This is a genomic window from Arthrobacter sp. RT-1 (genome assembly GCF_003367205.1).
GTDB lineage: Bacteria > Actinomycetota > Actinomycetes > Actinomycetales > Micrococcaceae > Arthrobacter.
Genome location: NZ_QRGQ01000007.1, coordinates 169,830 through 184,944, shown reverse-complemented (window position 1 = coordinate 184,944; position 15,115 = coordinate 169,830). Strand labels below are relative to the sequence as shown.

Annotated in this window: 14 protein-coding genes; 10 read left to right on the top strand and 4 right to left on the bottom strand. The window is 68.0% G+C overall.

Translation table 11 applies throughout. The features are described 5' to 3' along the window. The first annotated feature begins 36 nt into the window (after positions 1-36). The 4 genes from DXK94_RS08435 to DXK94_RS08420 are packed head-to-tail and all read left to right on the top strand — an operon-like array spanning position 37 to position 5,459. The gene (locus DXK94_RS08435) at positions 37-2,721 is read left to right on the top strand and encodes a GNAT family N-acetyltransferase (protein ID WP_115524618.1); all 2,685 of its coding nucleotides are present in this window, start codon (positions 37-39) and stop codon (positions 2,719-2,721) included. Between the two features lie 42 nt (positions 2,722-2,763). Next, positions 2,764-3,507 (top strand): DUF5998 family protein, encoded by a 744-nt coding sequence (locus DXK94_RS08430; RefSeq protein ID WP_079597118.1) that lies wholly within the window; start codon positions 2,764-2,766, stop codon positions 3,505-3,507. 1 nt (position 3,508) lies between these two features. Further along, the gene (locus DXK94_RS08425) at positions 3,509-4,732 is read left to right on the top strand and encodes an alkaline phosphatase family protein (RefSeq protein ID WP_115524617.1); all 1,224 of its coding nucleotides are present in this window, start codon (positions 3,509-3,511) and stop codon (positions 4,730-4,732) included. Further along, a complete protein-coding gene (locus tag DXK94_RS08420; protein WP_115524616.1) occupies positions 4,725-5,459 on the top strand; it encodes a thymidine kinase in 735 nt (244 codons plus the stop codon). Before DXK94_RS08425 ends, DXK94_RS08420 begins: the two co-directional genes overlap by 8 nt. A gap of 71 nt (positions 5,460-5,530) precedes the next feature. Here the strand turns inward: DXK94_RS08420 and sepH are convergent, their stop codons facing one another. Continuing rightward, on the bottom strand, positions 5,531-6,898 hold the full coding sequence (sepH, locus tag DXK94_RS08415; protein WP_115524615.1) for a septation protein SepH: 1,368 nt from the start codon (positions 6,896-6,898) through the stop codon (positions 5,531-5,533). A 194-nt stretch (positions 6,899-7,092) separates the two neighbouring features. Next, complete coding sequence (locus DXK94_RS08410; protein WP_115524614.1) at positions 7,093-7,581, bottom strand: DUF3093 domain-containing protein; 489 nt, start codon at positions 7,579-7,581, stop codon at positions 7,093-7,095. 145 nt (positions 7,582-7,726) lie between these two features. On the opposite strand from DXK94_RS08410, the gene dut reads away from it, so the two are divergent. The 4 genes from dut to DXK94_RS08390 all read left to right on the top strand — a co-directional run bounded on the left by dut (position 7,727) and on the right by DXK94_RS08390 (position 10,184). Beyond that, entirely contained in the window at positions 7,727-8,251 is a 525-nt protein-coding gene (gene dut, locus DXK94_RS08405; RefSeq protein ID WP_079597113.1) for a dUTP diphosphatase, read from the top strand. A gap of 106 nt (positions 8,252-8,357) precedes the next feature. Continuing rightward, on the top strand, positions 8,358-9,071 hold the full coding sequence (locus DXK94_RS08400) for a DUF3710 domain-containing protein (RefSeq protein ID WP_079597112.1): 714 nt from the start codon (positions 8,358-8,360) through the stop codon (positions 9,069-9,071). Beyond that, the gene (locus tag DXK94_RS08395; RefSeq protein ID WP_079597111.1) at positions 9,064-9,420 is read left to right on the top strand and encodes an OB-fold nucleic acid binding domain-containing protein; all 357 of its coding nucleotides are present in this window, start codon (positions 9,064-9,066) and stop codon (positions 9,418-9,420) included. The genes DXK94_RS08400 and DXK94_RS08395 overlap by 8 nt, the downstream gene beginning before the upstream one ends. After that, the gene (locus DXK94_RS08390; protein ID WP_115524613.1) at positions 9,417-10,184 is read left to right on the top strand and encodes a DUF3159 domain-containing protein; all 768 of its coding nucleotides are present in this window, start codon (positions 9,417-9,419) and stop codon (positions 10,182-10,184) included. Before DXK94_RS08395 ends, DXK94_RS08390 begins: the two co-directional genes overlap by 4 nt. A gap of 6 nt (positions 10,185-10,190) precedes the next feature. On the opposite strand, the gene DXK94_RS08385 is transcribed toward DXK94_RS08390, so the two are convergent. Together DXK94_RS08385 and DXK94_RS08380 are read right to left on the bottom strand one after the other, a co-directional pair. Continuing rightward, positions 10,191-10,949 carry a TrkA family potassium uptake protein gene (locus DXK94_RS08385; RefSeq protein WP_115524612.1) on the bottom strand — a complete coding sequence of 253 codons (759 nt, stop codon included), beginning with the start codon at positions 10,947-10,949 and terminating at the stop codon, positions 10,191-10,193. Then, on the bottom strand, positions 10,946-11,620 hold the full coding sequence (locus tag DXK94_RS08380) for a TrkA family potassium uptake protein (RefSeq protein ID WP_079597108.1): 675 nt from the start codon (positions 11,618-11,620) through the stop codon (positions 10,946-10,948). The genes DXK94_RS08385 and DXK94_RS08380 overlap by 4 nt, the downstream gene beginning before the upstream one ends. A gap of 119 nt (positions 11,621-11,739) precedes the next feature. On the opposite strand from DXK94_RS08380, the gene DXK94_RS08375 reads away from it, so the two are divergent. Beyond that, positions 11,740-13,716, top strand: coding sequence for an APC family permease (locus DXK94_RS08375; protein ID WP_115524611.1), 1,977 nt, complete (start codon positions 11,740-11,742; stop codon positions 13,714-13,716). Continuing rightward, positions 13,713-15,104: a class I SAM-dependent RNA methyltransferase gene (locus DXK94_RS08370; RefSeq protein WP_115524610.1), complete on the top strand. Its 1,392-nt coding sequence runs from the start codon at positions 13,713-13,715 to the stop codon at positions 15,102-15,104. The genes DXK94_RS08375 and DXK94_RS08370 overlap by 4 nt, the downstream gene beginning before the upstream one ends. Positions 15,105-15,115: the final 11 nt, after the last annotated feature.

Genomic DNA, 15,115 nt, shown 5'->3' with positions numbered 1-15,115 from the left:
GGGGGTGCTGCGGAAGTTTTTGGCTAGGCTAAGCCTATGGTGGATCAGCCCGGGGACGGCGAATATCCGGAACATTGGGAAGCCGATGTCGTCTTGCGTGACGGCGGGACCGCGCATTTGCGCCCCATTCATCCCTCGGACGCCGACGCGGTCCAGGCCTTCCACATGGGCCAGTCGCAGGATTCAATCTACATGCGGTTCTTCGCCTTCAAGGCCAGGCTGTCCAGCAAGGAGCTCAAGCGCTTCACGGAGGTGGACTACAAGGACCGGGTGGCCTTCGTCATCACCAGCCGGGACGAGATCATCGGGATCGGCCGCTACGACCGGCTGGATGACCCCGCCGAGGCGGAGGTGGCGTTCAACATCGCCGACGCCCACCAGGGGCGGGGACTGGGCTCCATCCTGCTCGAACACCTGGCCGCTGCAGCGCATGAAAACGGGATCCGGCGGTTCAGCGCCGAGGTGCTGCCGGAGAACCGCAAGATGCTGATGGTGTTTTCCGACGCCGGCTATGACGTGAAGCGCCACTTCGACGACGGCGTCGTCAGCCTCGAGTTCAACATCGACCCCACCGAGAAATCCCGGGCCGTGATGGAATCCCGCGAGCACCGTGCGGAGGCGAGGAGCGTCCGCGACCTGCTGACGCCGTCGTCCGTTGCCGTCATCGGGGCCAGCCGCAAGTGGGGGACGGTCGGCTACCAACTCCTCGAACACATCATCGAAGGCGGGTTCCCCGGTCCGGTCTACGCGATCAACCCCGAGGCGCTGGAACTGGCCGGCATGATGTCCTATGGCAGCCTGTCCGAAGTGCCGGACCCGGTGCAGCTGGCCGTGATCGCCGTTCCCTACGAGGAAGTTCCTCGTGTGGTGGCGGAGTGCGCGGCGGCGGGCGTGAAGGGCTTGGTGGTGGCCTCGGCAGGCTTCGCGGACGACGGCGAACGCGGCCTCCTGCGCCAGCGGGACCTGGTGCGGCAGGCCAGGGCGAACGGCATGCGCGTCATCGGCCCTGCCTCGCTGGGCATCGTGAACACGCACCCGGACGTCTCGCTCAACGCCTCGATGGCACCCACCCTGCCCCTGCGCGGAGGCCTGGGCCTGTTCAGCCAGTCCGCAGCGATCGGCGTCTCGCTGTACGCCGCTTCCAGCCGGCGTCGGCTGGGCCTGTCCACGTTCCTCTCGGCGGGAAACCGCGCGGACGTCTCGGGCAACGACATGATGCAGTACTGGGAGGACGACGCCGACACCGCCGCCGTGGGCCTGTACCTGGAATCGATCGGCAACCCCCGCAAGTTCTCCCGCCTGGCCCGCCGGCTGGCACGCACCAAGCCGGTGATCGTGGCCAAGTCCGACACCATGGGCCTGCGCCTGCCCCCGGGCCATGCAGTCCGCACCACCCAGGCTCCGGCAGGGGCGCTGGACGCCATGCTGCGCCAGTCCGGCGTGATCCGGGTGGAGACCGTTGAGCAGCTGGTGGACGTGGCGCAGATTGTTTCAGGCCAGCCGCTTCCGGCCGGGCCCGGCCTGGCGATCTTCAGCAACTCCCAGGCGCTGGGCAAGGTGGTGGCCGACAGCGCCGCCGACCACGGGCTCAGTGTCACAGAGCTGGTGACGGGCGTGGACCTCGACGCCGGCCGCTCGGTCGCCCTGCCGGCCCTGCGCAGCGCAGTCCTCAAGACCCTGGAATCGGACACCGTGCACGCGGCCGTCGCCGCACTGCTCCCGGCCCGCGGCCTCACCGTGGACAGCATCGCCGAGGTCCTCGCCGAATGCTCCGCGGTGGCCGGAAAGCCGGTGGTGGCGGCGTTCACCGGAATCCTGGACTCCTCGGTCTACGTGGAAGGCATGGTGGGATCCCTGGAGCAGACCGTTCCCTGCTTCTCCAACCCCGGCGCCGCAGTGGCAGCACTCGCGGCCGTGGTCAGGTATTCGGAGTGGGCGTCCCGCGACCAGGGACATTTCGTGGAGCCCGACGGCTGCGACCCGCGGCGCGCTCAGGCCGAGCTCGGGGTCCTGCTCCGGGACGTCAGGGGGGAACAGCTCAAACAGCTTGACCCGGCGGCGGCCGCGTCCCTGCTGGGCCACTACGGCATCACAGTCCTCCCGTCGGTGGGCTTCGACACGCCGGACCAGGCCGTTGAGGCGGCCGAATCCCTGGGCTGGCCGGTGGCGCTGAAGACCACCGATCCCGCCCTCCGGCACCGGCTGGACCTGGGCGGCGTCCGCCTGGATATCCAGGACCCGGAGTCCCTGCGCCAAAACGTCCTGCAGATGCGCCGGGCGCTCGCCGCCTACGGCGACCCGTCGCTGGAAGTGCAGTCCATGGCGCCCGTGGGCCAGGCCTGCACGTTCCGGGCCATCGAGGACCCGCTGCTGGGTCCGGTGATTTCGTTCGGGCTGGCCGGGGACGCCACCAGCCTGCTGGATGACTGGTCCCACCGGGTGCCGCCGTTGTCCGCCGCGGACGTGCACGATTTCATCCGCGCGCCGCGGGCTGCCCGGAAACTGTTCGCCTACCAGGGACTGCCGGCCGTTGATGTGCAGGCACTCGAGGACCTTGCCGGCAGGCTGGCCTGGATGAAGGACAACCACCCGGAGATCGCCCTGGTGGAATTCAACCCGGTGCTGTGCGGAACGGCAGGGGCCACCATCCTGGCCGCGGACGTCCGGATCGGTAACGCCGCCCAGCGGACGGACAGCGCCCGGCGGGCCATGCTGGGCTGAGGCGGTTAGCAAAGTGACCGGACCATCTGTGAAAATAGGGTAATGAGCTCACAGCCTCCCGCGTCGGCGCCCGAAACGCCCGGCAATGACAACCAGGCAGTCCGTCACCACAGCTCACACAGCCACAGTTCCCAGGGCCAGAGCCTGGATGGCGCGCTGCAGAAGGCAGGTTTCTACCCCCGCCTCGTGGCAGATGTCGTGGACGACGCCCTGGACGGCCGCGACTGCGTCGCCCACCTGGTGCACCTGGAAACCCACTTTGACCGCGCCGAAGTCCGCCGCCACATTACGGTGCTGGTGCTCACCGCGGACATGCTGGTTATCACGCACGTTGACGACCAGCAGCTGGACGAAGCCGGCGAACAGATCGTCGCGCAGATCTCCACCGAATCCGTGCCTGTCTCCCAGATCCGTTCGGTTGTGCTCAGCTACATGTATGCCCAGCCGCAGGACTACAAGCCCTCCGATCCGGTCCGCGAACTGACACTGTCCATCGCCTGGTCCGGCGGGCAGCGGCTGGATATGGGTCCCGCCAGCTGCGGTGACCCGCAGTGCGAGGCGGACCACGGCTACACGGGCACCATCGCCCAGGAGGACATCGTCCTGCGCATCAGCGCGGAGGCGGACGGCCTGCAGGCGGTCCAGGACGCCAAGCTGTTTGCCCGCGCGCTGCGCGCGGTGAACACGGGTTCCAGCAGCCCGGTTCCGCACGTGCAGTCACTGCCGCCAAGGCCCCGCGCCGGTGTATTCGGTACGCGCCTGAGCCGCGGCCACCAGCAGCGCTGAGATGCCGGAAGAACGCCACCCCGCCCCCAGCGTCCCCTCCGCCCCGGCCGGCCAGGCTTCCGGCCTCCCACCGGCACCGGCCTACGGCCGGCGGTCTGTCGCCGACGTGCTCACCAGCGCGGCGGCAAGCCTCGGTATTGACGGTTTCGCCAACACGCTGGGACTGCCCGCCGCCTCACGGGTGTGCGTGGTCCTCGCCGATGGCCTTGGCCGGAACCTGCTGAAGCAGAAAACCGCGCACACACCGTTCCTGCGGTCGGTCATCCAGGCCGGGCAGGGTGACATTCCGGTCTGGCTCGACTCGGCGTTCCCTTCCACCACCGCAGCCGCGCTGGCAAGCTTTGGGACGGGCCTGCCTCCCGGGCAGCACGGCATGGTGGGCTACGACGTGCTCGACCCGGAGCAGGACAAGGTGGTCAACCTGCTGGGGAACTGGGATCCGGGTGTGGACCCGGAGCAGTGGCAGCCTTTCCCCACCGTGCTGGAGCGCGCTGCCGGGCAGGTGGACGTCACCACCATCAGCCTGCCCCAGTTCGGCGACTCGCCCATGACCCGGGCCGCCCTCCGCGGCGGCCGGTTCCTGCCTGCCACCACGGCCCACGCCCGGACGGCTGCCGCCGCCGAAGCCATGGCCGGTTCCGGCCCGTCACTGATGTATTTCTACCTGAACGACCTGGACAAGGCCGGACACCGCTACGGCTGCCAGTCGGAGCAATGGGAGCACCAGCTTGAGGAGCTCGATGCCACCATGAAGCGGCTTCACGCCTCGCTTCCGGCCGGCACCAGCATCCTTCTCACGGCCGACCACGGCATGCTGGACGTGCCCGAGCAGCACCGGATCGACTTCTCCGCCGACCCCGCCCTGGTGGATGGCGTCCGGCACACTGCCGGCGAGCCCAGGATGGTGCACCTGTACCTGGAGGAGGGCCGCGACCGGGACCGCCTGCTCGCCGCGTGGCGCGCACGGTTCGGCGGACGGGTCTGGGCCTTCACGCGGGAAGAAGCGCTGGCCGCCGGTTTGTTCGGCGACGTCCGTCCCGCCGTCGAAGGCAGGATCGGTGACATCATGATCGCGGCGCGGGACAGCCTTGCCCTGTACGACACCCGGCGCAGCCGTCCAACCGCCATGGAGGTGGTGGGCCAGCACGGCTCGCTGACGAAAGCCGAGCGGGAGGTTCCGCTGCTGTTTTTCCAGGCCGGCGGCAAGGGCCCACGCCGTGGCTGAACTCGTGTTTTTCTCCGGCACCATGGACTGCGGGAAATCGACGCTGGCACTGCAGATGGACCACAACCACCGCGCGCGGGGACGGGGCGGGGTACGGTTCAGCCGGAACGACCGCGCCGGTGAATCCCGGATCTCCAGCCGGCTCGGCTTGGAAAAGGACGCCGTGGAGGTGGGCGACGGTACTGACTTCTGGGAGGAAGTCATGCGGCGGCGCACCCAGGGACAGCGCGTGGACTACCTCATCTGTGACGAAGCCCAGTTCTACTCGCCCGAGCAGGTGGAACAGCTCGCCAAAGTGGTTGACGAGATTGACGTGGACGTTTTCGCCTTTGGCATCACCGCCGATTTCCGCACCCGGCTGTTTCCGGGATCGCAGCGGCTCATCGAATTGGCGGACCGGGTGCAGGTGCTGCAGGTGGAGGCGCTGTGCTGGTGCGGCCGCCGTGCCACGCACAACGCCAGGACGGTCGACGGCGTGATGGTCACCGAGGGCGCGCAGGTGGTGGTGGGCGACGTGGACATGGCACTGGAAACGACCGCTTCCGCCGGTGCCGGCAGCGCTCCGGTAGTGGGCTACGAGACGCTGTGCCGCCGTCACTACATGAGGCGCGTCACCGCGCACGGCGCCAATCTCATGGCCGAACAGGACCAGTTGCTGCCCTTCGAGGTGGACGCCTGCCTGTGGCGCGGCGCGGGCGGATCCAGCACCGGACAAGGCGCCCCATAGCTCTTTGCGGGTGCCACCGTAACTGATGGGCCGCTGGTGGGCGATGGAACTTCGGTGGCTGGTGGACCGTGCTAGTCGCCGCGGGTGCCGAAGACGATCTCATCCCAGGACGGCACACTGGAACGCTTGGGCCTGGACGGCTGGCGTTCCGGGGCATCCGTCTCGGGCAACTGGCCTGTTGCAGGAGAGCCTTCGTCGTGGCGTGATGCCCTGCGCCGGACATTTCCACCCAGCAGTTCGTCGAGTCCGGCACCGGACGACGGGGATGTGCCCGTTCCCGCGCCAGTACCGAGTGCAGGCACGCCATCTCCCTCAGCAGGAGGCGTGGCCACGGACGGACGCGTGGGGGACGCAACGATGGTGATTTCGCGCGTCTCGGTGCTGACGCCGTCGTGCAGCCGCAAGGCCTCTTCGGTGGGATCATGGTGCGGCGGAATGAGGCTGAGCCTGGACAGCATCGAGGGTCGGGTGTCGCGCCGGCGGATGAAGGAATCGCCCTTGGCGGCGGGAGCGTCGTCGTTCTTTTCCTGCGGCTCCGGGTCCTGCTCTTCCGCTTCCGGAATGACTTCCGAGGGCCGCGGATGGGCGGCCGGCACGCCGTGCGTCAGCAGCATTGCGAGGGCGTCGTCGGAATCCTCGTCCACGCCCAGCCGCTGTCCCCGGCGTGACCGGAGCATGTCCAGCAGGCCGTCCGACTCCTTGCCGGGAGACTGGACAGGCGCGGTGTGGCTGGCGGGGCCAGTGCGTGCGGTGTCCGCATCGGTCTCAAAGTCGAAGGGGCGGTCTGACACGGCCGCGAGGCGCCGGGCGGGGACGGGGCCGTCGAGAGGTTCAAGTTCACTGAGCTGCTGCGCCCAGCGGTTGGCATTGTGCAGGGACCTGCGCGCAGGGCTGAAAGTCCACAGTGCCGGCGGCTCCTCGCCGATGCCCGCCGTGCCGTCGGTTTTCGGCTCAAAACTGGCCGAAACTGTCCAGGTACCGTCCTGCCGGCGCCAGGAATCCCACTCAACTGTTGAGGGGTCGATGCCGTGGGCGGACAGCCGATGGGCCACCATCTCGGCCAGGGTTGCCGGGTTGTCACCGAAGGCTGAACGGTAGGCGTCGTGGCCGGGGGAGGGCGTGGCAACCTCCACTTTGCGTGCCTGCTGCGCCACGTACTCCCGTTCCGCCAGGACAGGGCCCTCGTAGCGTTCAACCTTAGCGAGCGGCAGGCCGGACAGTTCAGCAACATCGGCTGCCGTGGCACCGGCACGGATCCGTGCCTGGATATCCCGAGGGGACATGGGAATGGCAGGCCGCTCGGCCGACCGCTTTCCCGTTGTCCGGCTCGCCGTCCTCAGCGCTTCGTCGATCGGCAGCTGGAACATCTCGCCGCCGGCACTGCTCAACAGGAGGTGCGTCCCGTCGTCGTGCACGCCTACAAGCCGTAGATCCTGCATACAAATCCTCCACCCTGGCATTACTATCAACCGAAACTCTGCCACCCGCTGCACCTGTTTTGGCTCAAGGGGCAGGGCGCGCCGCGATTTTCCGCAGGATCCGGGTACGTCCGGGGGAGGTAGGGGCAGGTAACGGGGCGGCGAGTCCCGCTGCAAGGGTTGCGAAGGGCCAGGCCCGAAGCCCGGGCCGGGCGCTACCTGCGGGTCAGGGCTGCCGTGAGTTGGTCAGGATTCCTGGTGGAGGCCAGCCAGTACGGTGTCCGGTCCGCCGGGTCGGTGATGTCCACCTTCACTACCGGATCGATCCAGCCCCGGATGCAGAGGTATGCCAGACCGTTGAGCCGCGTCCCGCGTTCCGCCGTTGCTTCCTCGCCGCGGAACTGCTGGACCGCTCCCACGAACTTGCGCTCGATGGTTGCCCGCCCCACGGTCAGGGCGTCATCGGTCACCACGATGCTGGGGGTGGACAGAACCAGGAGGACGGCAATGATGGCAAAAAGCACCGCTGCGGCGGTGTAGCCGGCGGCCGCACTGATGGGGGCGAACACCAGGATCCCGGCCCCGGAGACGCCGGCCGCGATGATCCACATCCAGGCATTGGGCCAGAGCTTCTCTTTGTAGATCACCGGCGCTCCCGTGGACGGCTGGTGGGGAACGGGCGCAGGGGAGCTTGATTCGGGCATGCGCCAAGCTTTCCACCTTTGCCTGGCTATTTCATCTTGGCGCCCGGCCGCACAGGACGTCCTGGCAGCGTCCGCAGGAGCGCGTCCTGGAGATGGAGGGCCCGCCCTAGGACGGATACGGGCGCGCGGGTTAGAGTGAGTGACTGTGACTGACCAACCCGCCACACTTGACACTGTTTCCGGCGACGCGCCCGCCGGCCTGGCCGCCGGCGCTCCGGCTCCCACCCTCGAAGTCCAGCTGAAGATGCTGGACCCCGGCCTCGAAGCGCCCTCCTACGCGCACCCGGGCGACGCCGGCGCCGACCTCCGTGCCAGGGAAGACGTTGTCCTGCAGCCGGGGGAGCGCAGGCTTGTCCCCACCGGGGTGGCCATTGCGCTTCCACACGGCTTCGTGGCCCTGATCCACCCCCGGTCCGGCCTGGCCACCAAGCACGGCCTCACCATCGTGAACGCCCCCGGAACAGTGGATGCAGGCTACCGCGGTGAAATTTCCGTCACGCTGCTGAACACCGATGCCAGCCAGGCCATAGAACTCCGGCGCGGCGATAGAATTGCGCAGATGGTCATCCAGCGCGTCGAGCATGCGCAGTTCATCCCCGTCAACGAATTGAGCGACTCCGTGCGCGGCACGGGAGGCTTCGGGTCAACCGGCGGCTTCAACCTGCCCTGAGCCTGATTCATTGCCCCGGCAGCTGGCCGGCCGGGGACAGCACAGAACGACGGCGGGGCCGCCTTGGGCCGGACCGGAACTTTCATAATTAAAGGAGACACCCCTCATGGTCTTTGGGCTCGGCAGGAAAGCCAAGAAGGAACAGGCAGCCGAACCGGACGAGCCGCTGACGGCCGCGGACGCCGCAGAGGCCGTTGCGGACGGCATCGGACGCCGCACCAGCGGGCCGTTCGATGAATCCGAGATCAGCAGCCGCGACGGCTACGTTGACCTTGGCGCGCTCCTGATCACCCCCAGCGAGGGCCTCCAGCTGCGCCTCGAGGTGGAGGAAGCCACCCAGCGCGTTGTCGCGGTCACCCTGGACCTCAACGGGTCCAGCCTCCAGCTGCAGGCGTTCGCCGCCCCGAAGACGGAGGAGCTGTGGGACGAGATCCGCGGCCAGATCGGGCAATCCGTGGGCGCCCAGGGCGGCCAGGTCGAGGAAATCGAGGGCACGTTCGGAACCGAACTCGTGGCCAAGCTTCCCGCAGGCCTCCCCGACGGCAGCCAGGGCTACCGTGTGGCCCGCTTCATCGGCGTCGACGGTCCCCGCTGGTTCCTCCGCGGTGTCCTCGGCGGTGCAGCGGCTCTGGAACGCGAGGCAGCAGAACCGCTCGAAGCCCTGTTCCGGCAGGTGGTGGTGATCCGCGGCGACAGCCCCATGCCGCCCCGTGACCTGCTCCAGCTGCGGCTGCCCAAGGACGCAACCACCACGCCGCCGCCGGCTGCCCCCAACCTGCAGGAACCAGAGCGTGGGCCCGAAACCACAGCAATTGGCTGATCCCGTGCCAGGGGGAACATCACGCGGCGACGCCGGGATCACCCCCCTCAGCCAGCTGCCGCCCAAGGGCCGCGTGCTCTGCCAGGGACGCATCGAATCCATCACCTACGTCCCGGCCGACCGGACGGCCGCCTTCAGCGCCATCGTTTCCGACGCCGAACCCGAACGGGCTGGAGTTGCGCAGGGCCGGCGTGCCAGGCTCCGCGTGGTGTGGCTCGGACGCAGGCGCGTGCCGGGGATTGAAGCGGGAACCGAACTCCGGCTTGAAGGCATGCTGTCCCGCAGTGAGGGCATGCCCACCATGTTCAACCCCCGCTACGAAATACTGTCCCATCAGGAGAACGAATGACCGCGCCCCAGCCCGACCCGTCCCAGTCCGAGGGCAGCGGCCAGGAAAGGGATCCGCGGACGCCCCAGGAGCCCTCGCCCGTTGCCGGCCTCGCCGCCGACTACGCTGCCAAGGCCGGCCTGCACCGTACCCACGACGGCCGGGTCGATGTCCTGCGCAGCGCCGGTGGAGTCCAGGGCATCGCCGAAAGCATCATGCCGGGCCTGGTCTTCCTGGTGACCTTCACCATCACCCAGGAACTTACGCTGTCCCTCATTGCCGCGCTGGCCGCGGCAGCGGTGTTTACGGTCGTACGGCTGATCCAGCGGCGGCCCCTCACCCAGGCACTTGCGGGTGTTGTCGGCGTCGGAATTTCCGCCTGGCTGGCCAACACCACCGGGAAGGCCGAGGACTTCTACCTCCTCGGCTTCTTCACCAACGCGGGCTACATCCTGGCGATGGCGGTCTCGGTCTTCATCAAGTGGCCCGTGGCCGGCCTGCTCTTTGGCTTCATCCGCAACGAAGGCCTTGACTGGCGCAAGGAACCGGACCGGCTCAGGGCCTATCAGCTGGGGACGTGGATCATCGTGGCTGTCCTGGCACTGCGGCTCATCGTCCAGGTCCCGCTGTACCTGATGGGCCAGGACGGCCTTGCCGCACTTGCCACCACCCGGCTTTTGATGGGCGCGCCGCTGTACATCCTGGGCGTCTGGATCGCCTGGCTGGTCACCCGGCCGGCGCCGGCCGTCGACCCTGCAAGCGAGGGGCCGGCAGCGAAAGCGTGACGCCCCTTAGCCGTCGAAGCCGTCGTCCTCGGGCGCCTGCTGCTCGGCGGGCGCGGCAACTGCCGGCTCTTCGGCACCTGGACGCGCGGCACCGGCCGTTTCCGCGGCATCGGCGGAAAGCAGGGCGCGCAGATCGTCCTCCGCCGCGATGGTGGTGACGAAAAACAGCTCGTCGCCCCCGTCGATGACGTCATCACGGCTGGGAGTGATGGGGGCGTGGTCCCGCAGGATTGCCACCAGGGTGGAATCCTCCGGCCAGCGGATCTCTCCCACGGTCTGGCCAATCACGTGCGAATCATGGGGGACGGTAAATTCGACCAGCGCGGAAACGCCGGTCTGGAGGGTGAGGAGCCGGACCAGGTCGCCGATCTCCACGGCTTCCTCCACCAGCGCGGTCATCAGCTGCGGGGTGTTCACGGCGACGTCTACGCCCCAGGAATCGTTGAACATCCAGTCGTTCTTGGGGTTGTTCACGCGGCCCACCGTGCGGCCGACGCCAAACTCGGTCTTCGCCAGCAAGGACACCACCAGGTTGACCTTGTCGTCGCCGGTGGCGGACACCACCACATCCGCTTCCTCCACCTTCGCGCCCTGGAGCGTACTCAACTCGCAGGCATCGCCCACCAGCCAGTGCGCGCCCCGAAGGCCGCTGCGCCCGATTACTTCCGGCTTGAGGTCGATCAGCAGGATCTCATGCTTGTGCGCCAGCAGTTCCCTGGCGATGGACGATCCGACGCTGCCTGCGCCGACGATAACGACTTTCACTGCATCTCCTTGGCGGGGGCTTTGGCCAGGATCTGGGCGACCTGCGAGCTGCGGTCAACCTGCAGCATGGCGTGCACGGTGTCGCCGTCCTGGTAGGCGGTTCCGGCGTCAGGCAGCAGTCCTTCACCGAAGCGGGTGAGGTAGGCCACGCGGACATCGGCCGCCTTCTCGATGCTGGTGATCCGGTGGCCGATCCAGCCGGCGTCGAGGTCAAGTTCGGCGAGGACCAGGCGTCCCGATGGTTCACGGAAGTCACCTGCGAGGTGCTGCTCGGGAAGGATGCGGCGCAGCACCTGGTCTGCGCTCCAGCGCACCGCCGCGACGGTGGGAATGCCAAGGCGCTGGTAGATTTCGGCGCGGCCGGGATCGTAGATCCGGGCGACGACGTGGGGGACGTGGAAGGTTTCGCGGGCCACCCGGGTGGCCAGGATGTTGGAGTTGTCACCGCTGGACACCGCGGCGAAGGCATAGGCCTCATCCACGCCTGCCTGCTTGAGGGTGTCGCGGTCAAAGCCGACGCCGGTGACCTTGCGGCCGGTGAAACCCTGGCGGAGCCGGCGGAAGGCGCGGTCGTCCTGGTCGATGATGGCTACGGAATGCCCGGCATCCTCCAGCGTGTGCGCCAGCGTCGCCCCCACCCGGCCACATCCCATGATCACGAAATGCGCCACCGTATCTCCTCTGTAATTCCGTCCAGGTTGTGCAGCTAGAACTCTACCGGCAGCCCGGCAGGTTCCTGCCGCCTCGATGCCGTCATGACATCACCCGGGAATCCGACTAGCTTTGTGGAGTGCTGACAATATTGAACGCCGTCAAACGCGTGCTGGTGGGCAGGCCATTCCGGAACGACCGCCTCGCCCATACGCTGCTTCCCAAAAAGATCGCACTGCCGGTTTTCGCGTCCGACGCCCTCTCATCCGTAGCCTACGCGCCGGATGAAATCCTCCTCACCCTGGCCCTGGCCGGTGTCAGCGCGGTGGCGTTCTCGCCCTGGGTGGGGCTGGCCGTGATGGTGGTGCTCCTGACGGTGGTGGCCTCCTATCGGCAGAATGTCCACGCCTACCCGTCCGGCGGCGGCGACTACGAAATCGCCGGCGAGAACCTGGGAAAGTACGCCGGCCTCACCGTGGCGTCGGCGCTGCTGGTGGACTACGTCCTCACCGTGGCCGTGTCCATGTCCTCAGCCGCAGCCTACGTCACCACTGCCATCCCGTCGCTGCACGGGCAGCAGGCAGTCATCGCGACCATCGGCGTCGTCGTCCTTGCCCTCGTGAACCTGCGCGGCGTCAAGGAAGCCGGGAGCGTCTTCGCCGTCCCGACGTACATCTTCATGGCCTCGATCCTCGGCATGACGGCGGTGGGAATCTTCCAGGCGGCCACCGGCCGACTGGGGGAGGCCCCGTCGGCCGCCTTTACCATCGTGCCCGCCCCCGGCTTTGACGAGGGGCTGGTGGGACTGGCCGGCGCTTTCCTCCTGCTGCGGGCCTTCTCCTCGGGTGCCGCCGCACTCACCGGGGTCGAAGCGATCAGCAACGGCGTGCCCAACTTCCGCCCGCCCAAGAGCAAAAACGCCGCCACTACCCTGCTGCTCCTGGGCGTGATCGGCGCCGCGATGCTGGCCGGCATCATCTACCTGGCCAACGCCACCAAGGTCCACATCGTCCTGGACCCCGCCACCGAGTTCCTGCTGAACGGCAGTCCGCTGCCCGAGGGCTACATCCAGAACCCCGCCATCAGCCAGATCGCGCAGACCATCTTCGGGTCCGGGTCCATTCCGTTCTACATCGTGGTGGCGGCCACGGGGGTCATCCTCGTGTTTGCGGCCAACACCGCCTTCAACGGCTTCCCGGTCCTGGGTTCCATCCTGGCCCAGGACGGCTACCTTCCCCGGCAGCTGCGGACCCGCGGCGACCGGCTCGCCTTCAGCAATGGCGTCCTTGCCCTCGCAGCCGGTGCGCTGGTGCTGATCATCGCGTTCAACGCGGACGTGACCAAACTCATCCAGCTCTACATCGTGGGCGTCTTCATCTCCTTCACCGCCAGCCAGCTGGGCATGATCCGGCACTGGGGCCGGGAGCTGAAACTGGCCAAGGACAAAGCGGTGCGGCGCCGCATGCTCAAGTCCCGCACCATCAACAGCATCGGTTTCGGCATGACGGCGCTGGTCCTGGTGATCGTCCTGATCACCAAGTTCGAGCAGGGCGCGTGGATCGCGCTGCTCGCCATGTTCGTGCTTTTCCTGATTATGTGGAGCATCCGGGCGCACTACGACAACGTGGCCAAGGAGCTGGCAGTGGACGAGGACTCATCGCCGCGCGCTTTGCCCACCAGGGTCCACGCGGTCCTGCTGGTATCCCACGTCCGCAAGCCCGTGCTGCGGGCCCTGGCCTACGCCCGCGCGTCCCGGCCTTCGCGGCTGGACGCAATCACCGTGGACATCGACACGGAGGAGACAGCCCAGACGGTAGCCGACTGGGACAAGCTCGAAATCCCCGTGCCGCTGACAGTGCTGGCAAGCCCCTACCGGGAAACGGTCAACCCCATCATGGAGTACATCAAGCAGATGAGGCTTGATTCACCGCGCGACCTCATCGTGGTGTACATCCCCGAATATGTCGTGGGCAAGTGGTGGGAGCAGCTGGTGCACAACCAGACCGCGCTCCGCATCAAGACACGGCTGCATTTCGAACCAGGGGTCATGGTGGCCAGTGTCCCGTGGCAGCTCAAATCATCCGAAGAAGCAAAGAACCTCCAGGACGTCCAATGATTGCCAGAACATCCACCACACCAGCCCTGACGCCGGACGCCGGCGGGCACGCCGGCGAAGAAGCGGTCCTCGACCTTGGGCCGATTGCCCACGGCGGCCACACCGTCGCCCGGCACGAGGGACGCGTCATCTTTGTCCGGCACGGCATCCCCGGCGAAAAGGTCCGGGTACGGCTGACGGACGCCGAGGACAAGGCCAAGTTCTGGCGCGCCGACGTCGTCGAAGTGCTGGACGCCTCACCGGACCGCGTGGAGCACTTCTGGCGCCCGGCCGATGCCCGCCGCGCGTGGGGGCACGGCCATCCGCCCGTGGGCGGTGCCGAATTCGGGCACATTGCCCTCGCGCGGCAGCGGAGCCTGAAGGCCGAGGTGCTGGCCGAGCAGCTCAGCCGGCTGGCCGGCGTCGAGCACCTGCCGCCGGGGCTGGACGCCAACGCGGTGGAGTCCGTGGGGGAAGCGTCCGACGGCGGCAGCGGGCTGGGGTGGCGGACGCGCGCCAGCTTTTCGGTCACCCCCGGCGGCAAACTTGGCATGCACGCCCACCGGTCCGGGCACATCGTTCCCGTGCGGGAGATGCCGCTGGCCACCGACGCAATCAACAACCTGCGGCTGTGGGACATCGACCTGCAGGGCATCGAACGGGTGGAGGTGGCTGCCCCGGGCAACGGTTCCCGGCCGCTGGTGCTGCTCGCCCCGGCCCCCGGGACAAAAGCCAAGCGGCTCAACGCCATCGCGGCCGCTCTGCCGGAGGACGTCTCGGTTGCCTCCTTCGACCCGGCCACGGAAGACGTCCGGCAGGTCCGGGGCCGCATGTGGGTGCAGGAATCGGCGGCGGGGCACGACTACCGCGTCACCGGTGCCGGGTTCTGGCAGATCCACCGCGACGCGCCCGGGGCACTTGTGGGGGCTGTCACAGAATTCCTGCACAGCGGCGGATTCCTGCATGCCGGCGCCGTGGTGGCAGACCTCTATGCCGGTGCCGGCCTTTTCACGGCCGTCCTGGCCGACGCAGTGGGGGAGACGGGCTCCGTGCTGTCCGTGGAAGGTGCTCCCGGAACCAGCTGGGACGCGCGCAAGAACCTGCACGCAGCGCCGCAGGTGGAGATCGTCCAGGGCCGCGTGGAGCGGATCCTCCGCCAAAAACCGCGGAATTTCGACGCCCTGATCCTGGACCCGCCCAGGGCCGGCGCCGGCAAGGCGGTGGTGGGCCAGCTCGTGGCGTCGCAGCCGCGCGCCATTGCCTACGTGTCCTGCGATCCGGCGTCGTTCGCCCGTGATGTAGGTTACTTCCGGCAGTCCGGCTGGGACCTGGCGGGGCTCAGGGCCTTCGACCTCTACCCCCATACCCACCACATGGAGACCGTTGCCCTACTGACTCCCGGCGGATGATGCCACTACTA